18 protein-coding genes and 1 riboswitch are annotated in these 17927 nt (G+C 63.5%); of the genes, 8 read left to right on the top strand and 10 right to left on the bottom strand.

Going from position 1 to position 17927, the window contains the following annotated elements:
• Window positions 1–184 precede the first annotated feature (184 nt).
• Window positions 185–391 (top strand): dodecin, encoded by a 207-nt coding sequence (locus CH289_RS13620; RefSeq protein WP_094728085.1) that lies wholly within the window; start codon window positions 185–187, stop codon window positions 389–391.
• A gap of 12 nt (window positions 392–403) precedes the next feature.
• Here the strand turns inward: CH289_RS13620 and CH289_RS13615 are convergent, their stop codons facing one another.
• From CH289_RS13615 to CH289_RS13600, 4 genes are all read right to left on the bottom strand, one after another.
• The gene (locus tag CH289_RS13615) at window positions 404–1678 is read right to left on the bottom strand and encodes a hypothetical protein (protein WP_179276800.1); all 1275 of its coding nucleotides are present in this window, start codon (window positions 1676–1678) and stop codon (window positions 404–406) included.
• Window positions 1666–2484 carry an alpha/beta fold hydrolase gene (locus tag CH289_RS13610; protein ID WP_094728051.1) on the bottom strand — a complete coding sequence of 273 codons (819 nt, stop codon included), beginning with the start codon at window positions 2482–2484 and terminating at the stop codon, window positions 1666–1668. Before CH289_RS13610 ends, CH289_RS13615 begins: the two co-directional genes overlap by 13 nt.
• A gap of 167 nt (window positions 2485–2651) precedes the next feature.
• Window positions 2652–3584, bottom strand: coding sequence for a sulfite exporter TauE/SafE family protein (locus tag CH289_RS13605; RefSeq protein WP_019663243.1), 933 nt, complete (start codon window positions 3582–3584; stop codon window positions 2652–2654).
• A 128-nt stretch (window positions 3585–3712) separates the two neighbouring features.
• Window positions 3713–4066 carry an HIT family protein gene (locus tag CH289_RS13600; protein ID WP_256977203.1) on the bottom strand — a complete coding sequence of 118 codons (354 nt, stop codon included), beginning with the start codon at window positions 4064–4066 and terminating at the stop codon, window positions 3713–3715.
• Window positions 4067–4177: 111 nt separating this feature from the next.
• Window positions 4178–4259, top strand: a riboswitch (ZMP/ZTP riboswitch).
• Between the two features lie 11 nt (window positions 4260–4270).
• Between CH289_RS13600 and CH289_RS13595 the strand changes: the two genes are divergently transcribed.
• Entirely contained in the window at window positions 4271–5155 is an 885-nt protein-coding gene (locus tag CH289_RS13595; protein WP_094728050.1) for a bifunctional 5,10-methylenetetrahydrofolate dehydrogenase/5,10-methenyltetrahydrofolate cyclohydrolase, read from the top strand.
• Between the two features lie 9 nt (window positions 5156–5164).
• On the opposite strand, the gene CH289_RS13590 is transcribed toward CH289_RS13595, so the two are convergent.
• The 3 genes from CH289_RS13590 to CH289_RS13580 are packed head-to-tail and all read right to left on the bottom strand — an operon-like array spanning window position 5165 to window position 8282.
• Complete coding sequence (locus CH289_RS13590; RefSeq protein WP_094728049.1) at window positions 5165–6478, bottom strand: ABC transporter substrate-binding protein; 1314 nt, start codon at window positions 6476–6478, stop codon at window positions 5165–5167.
• Between the two features lie 31 nt (window positions 6479–6509).
• Window positions 6510–7391, bottom strand: coding sequence for a carbohydrate ABC transporter permease (locus CH289_RS13585; protein ID WP_094728048.1), 882 nt, complete (start codon window positions 7389–7391; stop codon window positions 6510–6512).
• Window positions 7392–8282, bottom strand: coding sequence for a carbohydrate ABC transporter permease (locus CH289_RS13580; RefSeq protein WP_019663239.1), 891 nt, complete (start codon window positions 8280–8282; stop codon window positions 7392–7394).
• A 127-nt stretch (window positions 8283–8409) separates the two neighbouring features.
• On the opposite strand from CH289_RS13580, the gene CH289_RS13575 reads away from it, so the two are divergent.
• Window positions 8410–8880: a GNAT family N-acetyltransferase gene (locus CH289_RS13575; protein ID WP_256977202.1), complete on the top strand. Its 471-nt coding sequence runs from the start codon at window positions 8410–8412 to the stop codon at window positions 8878–8880.
• Between the two features lie 207 nt (window positions 8881–9087).
• Complete coding sequence (locus CH289_RS13570) at window positions 9088–10683, top strand: HNH endonuclease signature motif containing protein (RefSeq protein ID WP_256977201.1); 1596 nt, start codon at window positions 9088–9090, stop codon at window positions 10681–10683.
• Between the two features lie 43 nt (window positions 10684–10726).
• Here the strand turns inward: CH289_RS13570 and CH289_RS13565 are convergent, their stop codons facing one another.
• Together CH289_RS13565 and CH289_RS13560 are read right to left on the bottom strand one after the other, a co-directional pair.
• Entirely contained in the window at window positions 10727–12820 is a 2094-nt protein-coding gene (locus CH289_RS13565; protein ID WP_442978573.1) for an ArnT family glycosyltransferase, read from the bottom strand.
• Between the two features lie 112 nt (window positions 12821–12932).
• Window positions 12933–13328, bottom strand: coding sequence for a hypothetical protein (locus tag CH289_RS13560; RefSeq protein ID WP_020112663.1), 396 nt, complete (start codon window positions 13326–13328; stop codon window positions 12933–12935).
• A 64-nt stretch (window positions 13329–13392) separates the two neighbouring features.
• Here CH289_RS13560 and CH289_RS13555 point away from each other — a divergent pair, with 64 nt between their 5' ends.
• Together CH289_RS13555 and CH289_RS13550 are read left to right on the top strand one after the other, a co-directional pair.
• On the top strand, window positions 13393–13791 hold the full coding sequence (locus CH289_RS13555; protein ID WP_230594049.1) for a helix-turn-helix transcriptional regulator: 399 nt from the start codon (window positions 13393–13395) through the stop codon (window positions 13789–13791).
• Window positions 13788–15320, top strand: a complete 1533-nt coding sequence (locus tag CH289_RS13550) for an adenylate/guanylate cyclase domain-containing protein (RefSeq protein WP_020112664.1) — start codon at window positions 13788–13790, stop codon at window positions 15318–15320. The genes CH289_RS13555 and CH289_RS13550 overlap by 4 nt, the downstream gene beginning before the upstream one ends.
• Window positions 15321–15341: 21 nt before the next feature.
• Here the strand turns inward: CH289_RS13550 and CH289_RS13545 are convergent, their stop codons facing one another.
• Window positions 15342–16628: an MFS transporter gene (locus tag CH289_RS13545; RefSeq protein WP_020112665.1), complete on the bottom strand. Its 1287-nt coding sequence runs from the start codon at window positions 16626–16628 to the stop codon at window positions 15342–15344.
• Between the two features lie 67 nt (window positions 16629–16695).
• Here CH289_RS13545 and aroQ point away from each other — a divergent pair, with 67 nt between their 5' ends.
• Together aroQ and CH289_RS13535 are read left to right on the top strand one after the other, a co-directional pair.
• Window positions 16696–17130, top strand: a complete 435-nt coding sequence (gene aroQ / locus CH289_RS13540) for a type II 3-dehydroquinate dehydratase (protein ID WP_170947486.1) — start codon at window positions 16696–16698, stop codon at window positions 17128–17130.
• Between the two features lie 57 nt (window positions 17131–17187).
• The gene (locus tag CH289_RS13535) at window positions 17188–17925 is read left to right on the top strand and encodes a DsbA family protein (protein ID WP_019665517.1); all 738 of its coding nucleotides are present in this window, start codon (window positions 17188–17190) and stop codon (window positions 17923–17925) included.
• Window positions 17926–17927 lie beyond the last annotated feature (2 nt).

The following is a 17927-nucleotide window of genomic DNA, read 5'->3' as shown; positions in this document are numbered from 1 at the left end:
CGATGCCCGAGTGTGGTCCGTCGTCGGACGAGAAACCACCCTTCGAATCACGATGATTTTTCCCCGCGCTGCCTCGACCAGCGCCTACGGCAAACGATTTCGTCGTTCGGTTTCGAAATCGGCATTGCAGGAGAAGTATCAGCAGTCGGAAAGTTCACCAGACCGCAGAGGAGCGAAAGAACCCATGAGCGACAACATCTACCGCGTCACCGAGATCGTCGGAACCTCCACCGAGAGCACCGACGACGCCATCCGAAAGGCGATCGCGCGCGCGAACGCCACCCTCAACAATCTCGACTGGTTCGAGGTGCTCGAAACCCGCGGCCACATCGAAAATGGATCGATCGCTCACTTCCAGGTGACGATCAAGGTCGGGTTCAAACTGGAGTGAGATGAAGCGTCCTCACCACCCGCGCCGGGCATGCTCGGCGTGGGTGTGCAGGTACGCCCCCGGGGCGAAGTGAGTGTCGTAGAAGTCCAGGTCGATGTTCTGGGCCTGCAGATACATCAGTACATGGACGGTGGGCACGGTTCCCGGCAGTTTGCCGAAGGCGTCGTAGATGTACGACGCCTCCGCGGTCACGAGTTCCTGCACTGCGTCCGCGGGCAGGGCGGCTGCACGGACCTTGGGCGTCTCCGACCATGCCCCGGGTGTGTCCGGGTGGAACGGCCCACCCGGCCCGTACTTGCGGCCGATGTACTTGGCGACACCGTCGGCGACGGTGTTCACATGCGGCGGAGTCAATGTCTCGAACACCCCGTCCAAGCCGGTTGCATTGGGGAACGGCCAGCTCGGGTCGTTGTCGGACCGGAAGCCCAGACCTGGAGCGCGCGGATCACCGGATCCACCCAGCACGGACAGTCGGTCGAGTCCGTCGAACATCCACCCGCCGAGACCGAGTGCTTGCAGAACCAAGACGCCGTTGTGGGTTGCCGTCGCAAGTTCCGCGCTTGCCTCCGTCAGGGTGTATTGCTCGACGAACGACAGAGGGACCGGATCGTCGAAGTGAGCCAGAGCCGAGAACTTGTCGATTCCCGGAATCGGCCGGTCGTGCACGTCGTCGAAGACGACGTAGCCGTTGGCGGCGAAGAAGGACAGGTTGGCGATCAGGTGCTCGGAGAGGTCGGCAACGGGAAACGCGAGCAAGCTTCCCGGATGGTTGGCTATCCAGGTGTTGTGACCTTCCATGTAGGGCTCTTCGCGCGGAATTTCCAGTCGCGTGTCACCGAGCCGAACATACTGATCCGCAGTGTGATTCAGCCACTCCTCGATATCGAACTCGCCGGGCGACGGTGGGGTGTCGCGTGTCGGGAGCAGGTACGTTCCCGAGTCGTCGGTGAAGAACAGCTGACTGGTATGAAATCCGGCGGCCGACGGAAAGGTTCTTCCCACAGCACTCCCCGAGTAGTTGGGGAACTTCGGCGCGTACCCACCGTGGCGGGTGATGCCGTAGTGCCACCCGGTGACTCCGCCGACGACCGACAGCAGAAGAGCCCGCTCGACCTCGCTGATCGGCATGACCGGGTGAGTGCTCTCGTACGCCAGCGGACCGTCGGGGATCTTCCCACCGAGAGGGAAACGGCGTGACCGTCGACCGGCTATTGCGTCGAGCAGCGGGAATGCGGCCGCATCGGCGAGGGCGGCCCGTTGCGCGTCGGTGATCGTCAGCCTCGCCACGACGGCTCCTCCTCGTAGACGACAAGTGATGCAGCATCGGCACGTTCGAGAACGAAATCGGCGACGACGGCAGCGGTTCGACGATGCCCGGTCTCGTTCAGCACGTCGTGCCTGGCGCCGGCGATCTCACGTAGTTCGAGTTCACGAACTCGTCCCGCCCGGGTCCGGACGTTCTCGATCGGCGACACCGTGTCGGCGTCGCCGTGCACCGCGAGCGTCGGCACCCGCAGTGCGGCCAGGTCGGCGTCGAACCTGTCCCACGCCGTCCGCAGCTCGGCACCGAGCAGTCGACCCGAATCCGCACTGACGAATGCGAGCGGGTCGTTGATCAATGCGTCGAGGTAGAACGGGTCGGCCGACAGTTCACTCGGATCGAGATCGAATCGAGCGTTGTCGGGGTCCAACCACGGGATGGGTGCCAGCGTCGCACCGGAGATCACGGCGGCGACGTAGCGATCCGGCTCGTCGAGCACCGACAGCGTCGCGACGACCGAACCGAGCGAGTGTCCGATCACGACGGTAGGAACGTCGGGCACGCCCACCCTGGCCAGCGAGGTGAGGGCGCCCGCGTCCGCTTGCAGGTCACGCAACGACCCGAAGTCCCCGCGGTCCCCCGACGACAGCCCGTGACCGATCAGATCCAACGCCCACACGTCGATACCGTCGGCGCTCAGAGAATCCGCGAACCGGTGATAGAGACCGGAATGTTCCCCGTAGCCGTGGAGGAACACTACGTTCGCGCGCGGAACTTCTGCGGCCCAGTGCCGGTAGTAGATCGGTCCCCGCGCCCCGTCGAAGAATGGCATCCTCGAAGTCCACCACCAGCACAGAACCTCGTCAATGGTTCGAATCGGGCAGGTTCGTAATTCCGGCGTGTCAGTGCGCGCCGAGGTGGTACTCGCCGTACGTGGTGAGGCCGGCGAAAATGGTCGATCCGAACCCGATCAGGGCTGACCTGGCGATCGAGGCCATTTCAGACAGCGACTTCCTGCTCCGCATTGGTCTTCGCCTCCTCCGAGATCTTGTCCGCCGATTCGTTCTCGCGGTCCTGCAGGTACGCCTTCAGTGAGAACACGAAGCACCCCACCCAGGCCACGACGATGGTGACGTACGCAGTGGCCTGGACTGCGCCGCTGAGCTCGAACCAACCACTCCGGAACAGGCTCCGCGTGTTGGTGAGCACGATGATGCCGCCCACCGAGGCTCCCAGCAACCGAGGCGGAACGTGACGGACCAACCAGGCCGCGAGAGGAGCCGCCACGACGCCACCGGCAAGGATCGCCAGGACCCAGCTGATGTTGATTCCCTGCGAGCCGAGGCTGAACAGGAAGCCCAGGCTTGCCGCCAGCGCGATCACGAACTCACTCGTGTCGATCGAGCCGATGACCTTCCGAGGCTCGAGCCGTCCGCTGGCGAGAATGGCCGGGGTTCCCACGGGGCCCCACCCGCCTCCACCGGTGGCATCGACGAAGCCCGCGAGCAAACCGAGCGGCGCCAGGAACCGCTTGCGCAGCGGCTTTCCGAGATTCCCCCGAGGAATCCCCTGGACGGTGAACCTGATGAGGATGTACAACCCGAGGCCCAGAAGGATCAAGGCCATGACGGGAGCTGCGGCTTCGGTGGACAGGTTGGACAGAACCGTCGCTCCGACGAACGCACCCACCGCACCGGGTAGGGCGATCCGCCGAACGACCTTCCAGTCGACGTTGCCGAACTTCCAGTGCGACAGCCCGGAAATGAACGTGGTGCCGATCTCCGCCAGATGCACGGTGGCCGACGCGGCCGCGGGATTGGTGCCGATGGCGAGCAGAAGCGTCGTCGTCGTGACGCCGTACGCCATGCCGAGTGCGCCGTCGACGAGTTGGGCCGCAAGCCCCACGATGCCGATAAGAATGATTGTTTTCACTGCGTGTGCTCCATGAGTCGAGTGAAGAATGGTCGGTGCGGGTCAGATCGACCCGCAACACCTCGGCGACAGTGCGTTCGGCATCCGCCCATGCAACCCATCGATGCGTGTTACGTCAAGGGTTGAAATCACCCCAAATCAAAGCGAATTCGTTCGGCAAACGAAGCAGCAGTGGCGAAGTCGACTCGGTGCGATCCGGGCTCGTCCTTCACCGCGTGCCACGGCACTTCCTCGGGCACGCTCGGCCACCGAGGAACGAGGTGAACATGCAGATGCGGCCAGGAATGACCGACCGAGAAAACGTAGACGCGTTGAGCCCCCGCGGCCGACAGTGCCCGGGAGAGGACACGAGTGATCCGACCGATGTCCTCCGCCTCGTTCTCGTCGAGTCCGCCATGATCGTCGACATGCCTCTTCGGCACCACCAGGTGATGCCCGAGCAACACGTCACCGCTCGGTTGCTCGGGTAGATGAAAGGCCACTGACGTCGGAGTCTCGTACCCCCCCCACCTGGCAGCGGGATCTTCCCTTCGACCTCGAGGCAGAGCAGACAGTCCGCGTTCATGCACCCTCCGGCTTCGGGCGTTAGAGTAGGTTCCACGCACGACTGGCGAGGGTGGTTCACCACCGGGAAGTGCTGATCTTCCTGAAGCGTCGTCCGCCTGGGTGCTTCACACTACAACGGTGTGAAGGAGCAGATGTTGACTGCGCGTATTCTGGACGGCCGCCGCTCGGCCGAAGCTCTGCTGAACGAAGTACGTTCGAGCGTCTTCGCTTCGGACGTCACGCCATGTCTGGCAACCATCCTCGTCGGCGATGATCCTGCGTCCCACACCTACGTCCGAATGAAGGCGCGGCGTGCAACAGACGTGGGCATCGAATCCCGACGAATCGAGTTGCCCACCAGTACCACCACCGAAGAACTACTCGACGCTATCGACTCGTTGAACAGCGACACCGACGTACACGGCATCCTCCTTCAGCATCCAGTCCCCGCCCACATCGACGAACGCCAAGCGTTCGACGCCATCGCGCCGGGAAAGGATGTGGACGGTGTCACCTCCGCATCGTTTTCAGCTATGGCATTGCATGGAAATGGTTTTCGTTCGTGTACTCCCGGCGGGATCATCCGGTTGCTGCAGGACAACGCAATCGAAGTGCGTGGAAAACACGCCGTCGTCGTCGGACGCAGCGCAATTCTCGGCTTGCCGGTCGGTATGTTGCTCCTCGCCGAGAATGCGACAGTGACGTACTGCCATTCCCATACCGAGGACCTTGCCGATCGAATCGCGGAAGCCGACATCGTCGTCGCCGCCGTCGGACGCGCAGAACTTATCCGCGGAGACTGGATCGAACCGGGCACAGTCGTCGTCGACGCCGGCTACAACGCAGGCAACGTCGGCGACGTCGAATTCGATCGCGCCTCCGAGCGAGCAGGGTGGATCACCCCCGTCCCAGGCGGAGTGGGCCCGATGACGATAGCCGTATTGCTGGCTCAAACCGTCGAGGCAGCTGCTGCACAATCGATCCTGCATCTTTCCAACAGCCAGAGCCCCGACGCGAATCGATGAGCTCGGCGTTCAACCGGATATCTGCTCGTTTGCGTTGTCCTGAGCTACTTTCAGCGCCTCCTGGATGTCCCCCGCGCGCCCGGAGAAGATTTCCTTGAACGCGGAATCGAGATCGGCCGATGCTGCCTGAGCCCCCGGTACCGGATCGTTCTTCAAGACCCCGTCTTGCACTCCCGCCGGGAACAACGTGGCGTCGACGCCTTTGCTTGCCCAGAAATCGAAGTACGACTGCTGAGCTCCGGTCACTGCCGGGATCAGAGCCCCGTTGGCGCCGAGAGGTTCACTGCCTTCCTCGCTCCCGATCCAGTCGAGAACCTTCTGCGTCGCCTCCGAGTTCTCCGACGCCGAGTTGCCGGCAGCGATGATGCTGTTGGTCACCGGGATCCGACCGGAAGGTCCCGCCGGGATCGGGGTTATTCCCCACTCGAAGTCGGCGCCTTCGGAGATGTTGGCGAGGTTGTATGCGCCGGACTCGAACACTGCCAGTTTGCCCTGTAAGAACTGATCTCGCGAGAAGTCGAGATTGTCGTTCGTGTCCGCGGACGACGGTGCAACATGGTCGTCGTTCACGAGGTCAACGGCATACTCGATTGCGTCGACGGACGCTGGATCGTCGGCGAATACGTATTTCCCGCCGTCCTGATAGAGCCCACCGTTCGACGCGATGAAGTTTCCGACGATCGCATCGAAATCCCAAGCAGCGTTGAAGCCGTACTGCGTGACCGCACCCGGGTCGAAACCGGGCTGGTCAGCAGTCCGCCCTGCTGAGTCGACTGTGAGCTTCTTCAACGCCTGCAGGAACGTGTCTGCCTGTTCGTTACTTGGATTCCAAGTGAGATCGGCCAGGTCGACCTCTGCGTCGGAAACAAGCTTCTTGTTGTAGTACAAAACCTTTCCACCGTCGATGAGTTGTGGAACACCCCACAGGGATCCGTCACGTGTGTACTTTTCGACGGCCGAAGGCTCCCAATCCGACACCGCGTCGGGTAACGACTCGGAAATGTTCACGAGATTGCCGTTGTCGGCGTAGCTCGCGTAGTTGGGCGCGTTGACCCAGAAGATGTCGTCGCCGCCTCCTCCGGAGAGATCGGCACGAAGTTTGTCCCAGTAGTTCGCCCAGGGAACCTGATTGAGCTGAACCGTGATGTCGGGGTTCTGTGCGGTGAACTCGGCGAAGGACTGCTCGTACGCAGCAGCGACCGCGTCGTCGCTCCAGATACGAAAAGTCACCGTGTTGTCGCCCCCGCCGTCTCCTGTGCCGCTGCACGCAGCCAGGCCGAGGGTGAGGCCGACCGTAGCCAGCGTGCTGATGCTTCTTTTCATGGACGTCTCTTTCGGTGTCGAGGAATCTGTTTCAGTTGAAGCCCTTGACGGTCAAGGAGGACACGATGGTCTTGTGAAACGCGACGAACAATGCGAGCAGAGGGACGATCGCGATCGTCGTCGCCGCCATGACGAGCGTCCAGTTACCGTTGAACTGCGTCTGCAGATTGGCCGTCGCCACGGTGATGACCTGCCACCGACCTCCACTGGTGATGATCAGCGGCCACAGAAAGCTGTTCCAATGCGTCACCGCGGTGATGACTGCCAGCGTCGATACAACTGGCTTGCTCAGTGGCACCACCACATGCCACAGAATCCTGAGGTGTCCGGCGCCATCCAGTCGCGCCGCGCTGATCAGATCCGTCGGGAGACTCAGGAAGTGCTGCCGTAGAAGAAATATCGCGTAGGGAGATCCGAGGACGAACGGAAGCACCAGAGCCCAGAACGTATTTCGGAGGCCGGATTCACTGAGCAGCAGGTACAGCGGAATCATTGTCACAACGCCCGGAACCATCAGCGTCGACAAGTAGGCCCAGAAGAGGAAGTCACGTCCTGGGAACTCCAGGCGTGCGAAGGCGTAAGCAGCAAACACGGAGAACACAGTCTGCCCGACGACGATCACCAGGCTCACGACAGCCGTGACCAGGATCGATCTACCGAATCCGTAGTTCCCCTGGATCAACCCCACGTAGGAGTCCGCGGTGAGAGGCGATGGGAAGGAAGTCGCGGGTTCCGCTGCGAACTGTTTGCTCGATTTCAGAGACGTCATCGTGCTGAGAAGAAACGGCCCGAGAACCAGCAGCGACGACACCACCAGCACCGTGTACGTGATGACGTCCAGCACCGGGGTTCGTCGGCGCGGACGGATTTCCTGATCCGCACCAACGCCTGTCTTCTCGAGAGTGGCGACCATTCAGGCGACCTCGTAGGTGGTGCGGGACCTGAAGTACCGCTGCTGGAGGAGGGTGAAGACCACGAGAATCACGAAGAGTACGAGCGCCATCACCGCTGCGCGCCCGAACTGAAACGATTGGAAGGCCTCGTAATAGATTCGCCCGGTCACTACGTCACCGGCGCGCTCCGGCCCACCATTCGGAGCGAGCGCGTACGCGGTGTCGAATACCTGAAAGGAACTGATCAGACCGGTGACCAGAACGAAGAACATCGTCGGACGCAGGAGCGGGAGGCTGATGTACCGGAAACGATGCCACCGCCCCGCGCCGTCGATTCTGCTGGCATCGACAACGTCACTGGGTATTGCACGGAGGCCGGCTGCGAAGAACAGCGACACGTATCCGATGTTGGTCCATACGCTGACCACCACGATCGCCGGAAGAACCAACGAGGGTGTTGCGAGCCATTCGATACGTTGTCCGACAATTGCATTGAGCAATCCGTCGGTCGGGGCGAAAATCCACTTCCACACAATGCCGAGCGCGAGAGGTGCGGCCACCCACGGCAACAACAGCACCACCCGGAACACAGCCGATCCCGGTACGCGCCGTTCGAGGAACATGCCGAGTCCGAGACCCAACACGGTCTGCAGAGGCAGCGCGGCGGCCACGAAGAGTGTCGTGACGATCAGTGAATGCAGAAAACGGCCGTCCGTCAGCACAGCTCGGAAGTTGTCCAATCCGATGAACTCGGCCGGACCTATGAGATCCCACTTCTGAAAGCTCAGCCATACGACTGTCACGATGGGCACCGCAAGGAAGACCGAGATGCCGATCAGACTGGGCAGAAGAAATGCGTACCCGGACAGAATCTCTCGACGACGACGCGTCGACCGAACTACCCCAGGCAACGTGATTCCCCCGTCGAGTCGCGAACGTATGACTGCTGAAGGCTACCGGCGTGTCCGCCGAGCCGGAATCGATGGAATCAGCGAGAAATCATTGGTTGACAATCGAACCGCGATCTACAGTGTCACCATGACTCCAGTAGTACGACGGCCGGGTCGAGACGAGGCCGAGGCGATCGCTCGGATGCATACCGAGGCCTGGCGCACTACCTACGGAGGATCGGTTCCGGACACCTATCTCGACGAGGGTTCGATCACACGGCGAACTCAGCACTGGCGGACAGTACTCGACCCGAACCAACAAGGCCAGAATGTTGCTGTTGCAGTGGTGGATTCCGACATCGTCGGGATTGCACACTGCGGCCTCGAGGACGGCCGACGAAAACTGTTTGCACTCTACGTTCTGGAAGCGTTCCACGGCGGCGGCGTTGGGCAACTGTTGCTCGACACTGTCCTGACCGACGAACCGACCGAACTCTGGGTCGCCCAAACGAACCGACGTGCCATGAAGTTCTATCGACGCAACGGCTTCGAGCCCGACGGTTCAGCCCAGGACCTCCTTGGGATCGACGGTTACGTCACCATCCGGATGGTGCGCTGAGCACCACCGTGTCGGTGGCATGTGGTAGCGGTACCACTATCGAAAGCTGTTGCACAGCAACAGCAAGACTGTTGCCAGATCCCGAGCGGAGCGGTATATTCGAACATACGTTCCCATTGACCGGGGGTTCACCATATGCCACGCACCGCACCACGCAGCACATTCGCCCGATGCGCAGGACCACAACCACAACCCACCATCGATCCCGTGCTACTGACCCAACTCGCCGACGCAGCACGCGAGGAAAACCGAGCCTGCGCCCGCAAAATCGCACTCGCCGCCCAAATCTGGGAATCCTGCGTGAACCAGACCGTCCAGATCGGCGACTTCATCACCGATGCCGGTAACTACGCCGCCTCGGAAACCGCCGCCACCCTCGGCTGCTCCAAAACCGTCGCCGACACCCTTGCCGAAGTCGGCATGGACCTACGTCTGTGCCTTCCCGCCGTCGCCGCCGCATTCGCCGACGGCGACATCGACTTCGCACGCATCCGCGCCATCTACCGCACCACCGCCAGCCTCAGCGCAGACGCCGCCCACCGCATCGAAACCGAAACCCTCACCGCAGCCCGACGCCTCTCCCCCGGCCCCCTCGCCACCGAAATAAACGCCATCATCACTCGAACCGCACCCGACGAAGCCGCAACCAACCGCAAAGACGTCACCGACAAACTCACCTCACTGCGCTACCGAGACAAAGGCGTCATCGCCACCCTGGAAGCCAACCTCCCCGCAGCCCAAGCCGCCGATTGCTGGCAACTGATCGCCGAAACGGCCGCCACCCTCTGCCCCCGCGACCCACGCACTCGCAGCCAACGCCTCGCCGCAGCATTCGTCGCACTCATCCACCGCGACACCCACCTCACCTGCACCTGCACACCCGACGCCGACAAATCCTGCACCGCCAACCCTCAACTTCCCGACCGCCGTACCCCACTGACCAGTATCACCATCGACATCGACACACTCCTCGGACTCCACGACCTCCCCGCCTACCTCGCAGGCCACGGCATCATCGACCCCGAATACGCCCGAGAACTGGCCGCCAACAGCCACTTCAACGTCATCCTCACCGACGCCACCAACCTCGCCGACCACACAGGCATCACCACTGCCCCGGCACAACCGCGACCGACGCACATCAGTTTCAACCCACTCGGCCGCGGACGACGTCGCAGCGGACTCACACTCCCCACCCCACCCACTCTTCCGAACACAGCGACCGGACGTTCCACCGAAAACTACAGCGGCACCTATCAACTCATCGATGCACTCGAAACCGCCATCGAAACCAACCCCGGACTCGCCGTCGCGCTCTACCCCGACGGCCACGGCGGACTCACCACCCCACCACCCGGCGCACTGACCTACCGACCCGGCGCCTCGCTCGCAGACCTCGTCCGACACCGCGACCGCACCTGCCGCCACCCCGGATGCGACGTCCCCGCAGCCGGCTGCGAGATCGACCACGTCATTGCCTTCGACCACCGCGACCCCACCCGCGGCGGCTGGACCATCCTCACCAACCTCCACTGCCTCTGCAGGTACCACCACTCCCTCAAGACCATGGGCGCCTGGACACCCACCATGCTCGCCGGAGCCGCCGAACACTGGCAATCGAACTCCGGTACCACCGCAGTCACCCTCCCCGGAAACACCTACGGAACAACCGACCTCGCCGCACAATCACTCATCCCCCACATACCCCGCAAACGCAGACCCATCATCACCACCAACAACAACACGGCAAACAACACCCACACCCCAACGACAAATGACACCGACGACCCCGCACCGTTCTGAACGGTGCAGGGGCTCGGACGAATCGGCGTCCATGGACTGTCGGTCAGCCTGTGTATCCGCTCATGTCGTACACGGTGACGCCATCGACGGTAGTGGCGGTGAAGTTCGCTGCGACCCACTCCGCGATGTCGGACGATGTGGACTGCGAGTTACCACCACCGGGCATGCCGCCGCCCATTCCGCCGCCTCGGCCACCGGAAATGTAGTACTTGACTTCGTGATTCGAGACGTAGGAGATGAACTGATCGAGAGTCGGCGCGGGATCACTGCTCCACCCTCCGATAGCGATGACCGCTGTGTCCGTGGCCAACTCGTAGGTCGCGGCTGTCTGCGATCCGTTCACCGCAGCGGACCACTTGGTGTCGGCCGACTCGAGCAGAGCGTTCACCTGATCACTGGAAGCGGAACCTCCACCCATACCGGGGCCACCAGCCATGACACCTGCTTCGTCTCCGGCCACCGGACTGTCCGGGACTTGGCCGGCGGCACCTGCACCGTCACCATCGGTTGTTGCGGCAGCACCGGGCATACCACCCTCTGGGATCCCACCCGAGGGAACCGCGCCGTCAGACATACCGCCACCCGGCATACCTCCACCCGGGGTACCGCCGCCCATGCCGGAGTCCGAGACGGCACCGACGGGACCCGCGGTGGGGATGGATCCGCTGTGGACGGTGGACGAGGTGGCGATGGCATACGACGCACCGCCGCCGAGACCTGCGATCGAGCCGACGAGGGCAGCGATGACGGCGAGTACACGGAACCGACCCGCACCGAGGATCGCGACAGCAGCGACGACGGTTCCGAGCAACAGGATCCACTTCAGAGCGGGCAGCCAGTCAGCGTTGCGGTGCAGCAGAACCCAGGCCCATCCGCCTGCCGCGAGCATCATCGACGCCAGACCGAGACGCGCCCACACGGATTCGCGTGCGATCCACAATGCATAGCCGCCGGTCCCGACCATGCCTGCAACAGCCGGCGCGAGGGCCACCGTGTAGTACGGGTGGATGGTTCCGGACATGTAACTGAAGATCGAACCCGTCACCAGGAACCAACCGCCCCACAGAACGAGCGAAGCGCGCAGCAGATCGGTGCGCGGTGCGCGTCCCCGAGCAATGAGCCCGAACACCAGTGCCACCAACGCGGCGGGGATCAGCCACGAGATCTGGATGCCCATCTCACTACCGAACAGCCGGTCCAGTCCCGTGCTGCCGCCGAAACTGGAACCCGCGGCCCCTCCCATTCCACCGCCGCCCATTCCGCCACCGGCATTGCCGTCGGATCCGAAGATGCGGCCGAGTCCGTTGTAGCCGAGCACCAGATCCATGACGGTGTTGTCCGTCGAACCTCCGATGTACGGGCGCGCATCGGCGGGCCAGAGCGCAACGGTCAGAACCCACCACCCGGCTCCGGCGACGAGCGCGGCGAACGCACCGACGAGATGCAGCAACCGAGCACCCAGACGCGCCTGCCCTGCAACCAGGTACGTCAACCCGAAGGCCGGGAGCACCAGCAGACCCTGGAGCATCTTGGTCAGGAACGCGAAACCCAGCGCGACGCCGGCGAACGCGAGCCACATCGCCGCTCGGCGACCGACAGACGTCTGCAGGGCGCGCACGACGAAGTATCCGCCGATCGACATCAGCAACACCAGCAGTGCATCGGGATTGTCGAACTGGAACATCAACGCCGCCCCCGGCGTCGACGCCAAGACCGCACCCGCCAGGAGCCCTGCCGTGGGCGCGGCGACCCGCTTGACTGCGGCGTAGACGACGGCGACCGCACCCACACCCATCAATGCCTGCGGCACCAGAAGGCTGGCGCTGGAGAACCCGAAGATCCGAGCCGACAATCCCATCACCCACAGCGATGCGGGCGGCTTGTCGACGGTGATGAAGTTCTCCGAGTCGAGCGAACCGAAGAACCACGCAGTCCAGTCCTTCGAACCAGCCTGCGCCGCAGCGGCATAGAAGGTGTTGGCGTATCCGCTGGCGGTCAGGTTCCACAGGTACAGCACGGCGGTCGCCGCAAGGAGCACGCCCAGCACTACGTGGTGGCGGTTCGGCGCATACCTCGCAGCCTTACGATGCCGAGGTTGCGGTTCCGCTGGTGTCGGCGGCAGAAGTGTTGTGGTCACGAAAAGGTCCTCCGTCGGTAGTGTCGAGGACCAGAGTGACCGGGCCGGGTTCGTCCCCGCTGGGAACAACCTCGAGAAATGCTGTGAAGGACCGCAGACAAGGTCGAACGCGTCAGACACCGTCCAGAGGGGTGATGACCGCGATACGGCGAGCTCCATCGGCGTCGAGCACGATCTGGTAGGCGTTGCGCTCCACGCCGACGGAGTTGCCGCCGGAATCGAGGTTCTCGAGCAGCAGATGTCCCACCCAGATCCCGTTGCCCTCGATGTCGGTCACGATGTCCTTCGCTCGGACGCCCTGGATTCCGCGGGATCGGTAGAACTGCTGCCCCTGGCTGAAGAAGTCACGCGTCTGCTGTGGATCGGTGACGGCGAGGCAGCCGCGAGGCGACACCGCGAGAGCTGGATAGTGGTAGATGTCCGCGAGGGCGTCGATGTCGCCCGAGGACAGGTAACCGGTGTAGCGGTCGAAGAAGTCCTCTATCGATTCGGTGCTGGTGGAGGTCATGAACGGAGAACCTACGGTTGATTACCGCCACGCCGGTGACGGTAATCGGAAAGAATCTCCGATTGTGCCCCGCGAAACGAGCTCCGACTCACGCGACAACCACCTGACGCTGCGACGCGTGGTGCGTCAGCAACGTCTCATCGAAATCCTGGCCGACTCGCCACTGCCCGTACCGACGGAAGATCTGGCCGAGAAACTACAGGTCAGCGCCAGAACCGTGGAACGCGACCGCCGCCGTCTCGTCGAATCCGGCGTCCCGATCGTGTCGGTACCGGGAACAGGCGGCGGCAGCCGACTTCCCAGCCACGACAAGCCTGCTCCCCTGCATTTGTCGTTCGAGGAGATCGCCGCGTTGATCGCGGCCCTCGCCGCGCTCGGGCCGACGGAAACCGACAGCGCACAGTCCGCGATGACCGCCCTCGTCGCAGCAATCACCCCGTCGCAGCCTCGGGGACTGCGGTGACCGCCCGGCAAGCCCGACGTGTCGCCGTCAAGTACGGGGCATCGCTGATCGCGTTGAACATCGCCGCTGCGGTGCAGGTGATCTTCGTCGTGGCGTTGCTCGCGAGATCCGAGACCGCGACGGTCGGCAGCATTCTGACCGACCCCGCATTCAGCGCATTCCGATGGATCGTCCCGCTCGGCATCACGGTCGGAGCCCTCGCAGGCATCGTGCTGATCCTGCCCACCCTGCGGTGGTTCGCACACGAGGACATCCCGACGGTCGAGCAATCGAAACGTGCGACACGGATTCCGCTGCACCACACCGCGTCGCACCTCGCGCTGTGGCTGGCATTCGGGTTCTCCATGGCAGCGTTGACGCACGACGCGGAACACGACGTGACGGTACTCATCGTCATCGGCACCGTGTTCGGTGCGGTCACCACCGCCGGAACCGGATACCTGTTGACCGAGAGGTCACTGCGTCCCGTCACCGTGCTGGCGTCGACGGGCACCCCGGCGCGACGTGAACTGAGCGTGCTCGCACGACTGATCCTCACCTGGTTGGTGTGCACGGCCATTCCGGTGGCAGCGATCACGCTGATCGTCATCGTGCACTCGACCGGAAAGCCCGTCGCAATCCCCGCCCCGATCGAACTGCCCATCCTCATCGTCTCCGCAATCGCACTCGGCACCGGACTCCGCGGAACCATCCTCGTCGCACGATCGGTGTCCGAGCCGGTGCGAGAAGTAAGCCAAGGGATGACGGAGATCGAGAAGGGACGGACCGACGTAGCCGTCCCGGTCTACGACTCCTCGGAGATCGGGAACCTGCAACGCGGGTTCAACAGCATGTCGCGCGGACTCACCGAACGTGAACGACTACGAGACCTCTTCGGCCGACACGTCGGCACCCAGGTCGCCTCGAGAGCACTCGAACAATCCGACTTCCCCCGCGGCGACGTCCAGTACGCCGCTGTCCTGTTCATCGATCTCGTCGGGTCGACGGCCTTCGCCGTCGACCATCCGCCCGAACGCGTCGCCGAAGTACTCAACGAATTCCTCGCCATCGTCGTCGACACCGTCGACGACAACCTCGGCTTCATCAACAAATTCGAAGGCGACGCCGCACTCGCCGTCTTCGGCGCGCCCCAACCCATCGACAATCCGGCTGCCGCCGCCTTGAAAGCTGCCCGACGCCTACGCCTCGCACTCGGATCCCTCGACACCCGCACCACCCCCGGTCACTCCGCCGGAAACCCAGCCGGCGCCGCTCCTATGGACTTCGGGATCGGCGTTGCTGCAGGTGATGTGTTCGCCGGGGACATCGGAGCACTGCAGCGATACGAGTACACCGTCATCGGAGAGCCGGTGAACTGCGCAGCGAGGTTGTCCGATCTCGCCAAACTCGCGCCGGGCAGAGTGCTGGTCAGCAGCCGACTCGTCGACGACGCAGGCGCGGACGAAGCGCGTCACTGGCAGTCGACCGGGCCGGTGGAGCTGCGCGGATATCAGACGCCGGTCGAGGTCTCGGCGGTCTCCGACGCTTAGCGGTCCCGGCGGCTCCGCGGCTCAGCGGTCCCGGAAGCGCTGGAGGATTTCGCGCATCGTGTGCGGGTAGATACCCTCGTCGGCGAGCTGCCTGCGGGTCTTGCGACGGGTCAGCACGACGCCGGTGATCGCGACGATCCACACCGGGTACTGGACGAGGAACGCGACCCGGAAGCCCTCGAACGTGTAGCCACCGAACGCGTCGAGGATCCATCCGATCGATGCGATGACCAGAAGCGACGCGGTGAATCCGCCGATGTTGACCATGCCCTGCGCGGTGCCGAGGTTGGCGCTCGGATTGAAGGTACGTGCGTAGTCGAATCCGATGACCGAACCGGGTCCGCCGACGGAGATCACGACCACCAGGACGACCAGCAGCCACAGCGGAGCAGGACCGGGAAGTGCCAGCACGACTGCCCACATCGCCGCATTGCTGATCATGATGGCGAGCACCATCCACGACCGTCGCATCGGATACCGCCCGGTGAGGATGCCGAGCCCGACGCCGGAGAACACTGCTGCCACCACCGAGATCGACAGCAGCGCGCCGGCCGTCGACGACGACAACCCCTGCGCCGACGTCAGGTACGGGATACCCCACAACAACGCGAACACGGTGATCGAGAACTGCGTACCGGTGTGGGAGAAGAACCCGAGCCGCGTCCCGGGGCGCTTCCACACCTGCGCGATGGTCGCGAACGTCTCACGCACCGACGTCGCCTTCTCGGTGATCTCGGTGCCGGGAGGTGAATCACGAACCAGGGCGAGCGTCAGGACCAAGGCGACGAGTCCCAGCGACGCAGCGCTGCCGAACGCGACCGTCCACCCCGGACCGTTGAGCAGTACGAGGAACGGCACCGCGGACAGGATCTGTCCCATCTGGCCGAGCAGACCCGTCAGCTGGGACACGATGGGAACCTGCCTCGGCGGGAACCACTGCGGGACCAGACGCAACACCGAGATGAACGTCAGAGCATCCCCGACTCCGACGAACGCACGCGCCGTCACAGCCAGGGGAAGCGAATCGGTGAATGCCAGTACCAGTTGCGCGACGGTCATCAGCAGCGCGCCGAGTGCGATCATCTTCCGAGACCCGACGCGATCCAGCACCACACCAGCGGGTATCTGCATCGCCGCGTAGACGACGACCTGAAGAACGACGAACGACGACAGCAGTGACGGACTGATCACGAACCTGTCGGCGGCGTCGAGCCCTGCGACACCGAAGGCGGTGCGGTGCAGCACGGCGACGATGTATGCGAAGACACCGACACCCCAGACCACCCACACGCTTCTCACTGCCCACATTCTGCCCGGTGCCCTGTGCAAGGATCGAATCCGACAGGACGCGACGAAGACGAAAGTGAGCAAGCCCATGGCCGACCCCATCCTGGTGTTGAACGGACCGAACCTGAACATGCTCGGAACGCGTCAGCCAGAGGTGTACGGCCACGAGACGATTGCCGACGTCGTCGCACTGTGCGAGAAGACCGCCGCCGCGCACGGACGAACCGTCCGAGCCGAGCAGTCCAACCACGAGGGCCACCTGATCGACTGGATCCACGAAGCACGGGGGCGCGTGTCGGGAATCGTCATCAACCCCGGTGGCCTCACCCACACTTCCGTCGCCCTCCGCGACGCTCTGGTGATCCCGGAAGTACCGATCATCGAGGTCCACATCAGCAACGTTCACGCGCGAGAAGAGTTCCGTCACCACTCGTTCGTCTCCCCCATCGCATCCGGGGTCATCGCCGGACTCGGAATTGCGGGCTACGGATTCGCCATCGAACGGCTCGTCTCTCTCACCTAGTCCTCAGGTTCACCTGCATATGCTGGGTCGAGCATTTCGGCTGAACGAGGGATATCGGTGAGCAAAGACAGGGCGAGCAACAACAGCAAGAAGAAGGCACAGGCAGCTGCGGCGGCACTGCAGGGCAAGAAGGACAAACAGCGCCGCACCCTGATCCAGGTCGGCGTCGCCGTCGTTCTCGTGGCGCTGATCGCCGTCATCGGCTTCAACATCGCGTCGAAGAATTCCGACGACACCACCGCAACCCCGGCTGCCACGCCGTCGGTCGTCACCGAGGACGGTGCGATCCGCATCGGTGACCCGAATGCCTCCGTCGTCGTCACCGCCGTCGAGGATTTCCAGTGCCCAGCCTGCAAGCAGTTCGAGGCGATCTCCGGCGACACCCTCTCCGAGCTCGTGGCCGACAACACCATTGCCGTCGACTACAAGCCGATCGCAATCCTGGACCGAATGTCGTCGACGAACTACTCGACGCGCGCAGCCAATGCGGGCATGTGCGTCGCGCAGGCCGACATCTCCAAGTGGCCTGCATGGCACAAGGCCATGTTCGAGCAGCAGCCCGCCGAGGGCGGCGCAGGCCTCAGCGACGACGACCTGAACGGAATCGCCCGGACACTTCAGGTCGACGTCGGCAGCTGCATCACCGACGGCACCTACACCGATTACGTCGCCAGCCAGACGCAGAACGTCATCGACTCCGGCGTCACCGGGACCCCGACCGTCTCGGTCAACGGCACCGTCGTCGACGTCCCGACGCCGGACAACCTGCGGGCCGCGATCACCGCGGCACAGTAGAG

The organism is Rhodococcus sp. RS1C4 (assembly GCF_002258225.1).
Classification (GTDB): Bacteria; Actinomycetota; Actinomycetes; order Mycobacteriales; family Mycobacteriaceae; genus Rhodococcoides; species Rhodococcoides fascians_E.
Note: the sequence above shows the minus strand (reverse complement) of the source record. Positions and strands in the feature narration are given on the sequence as shown.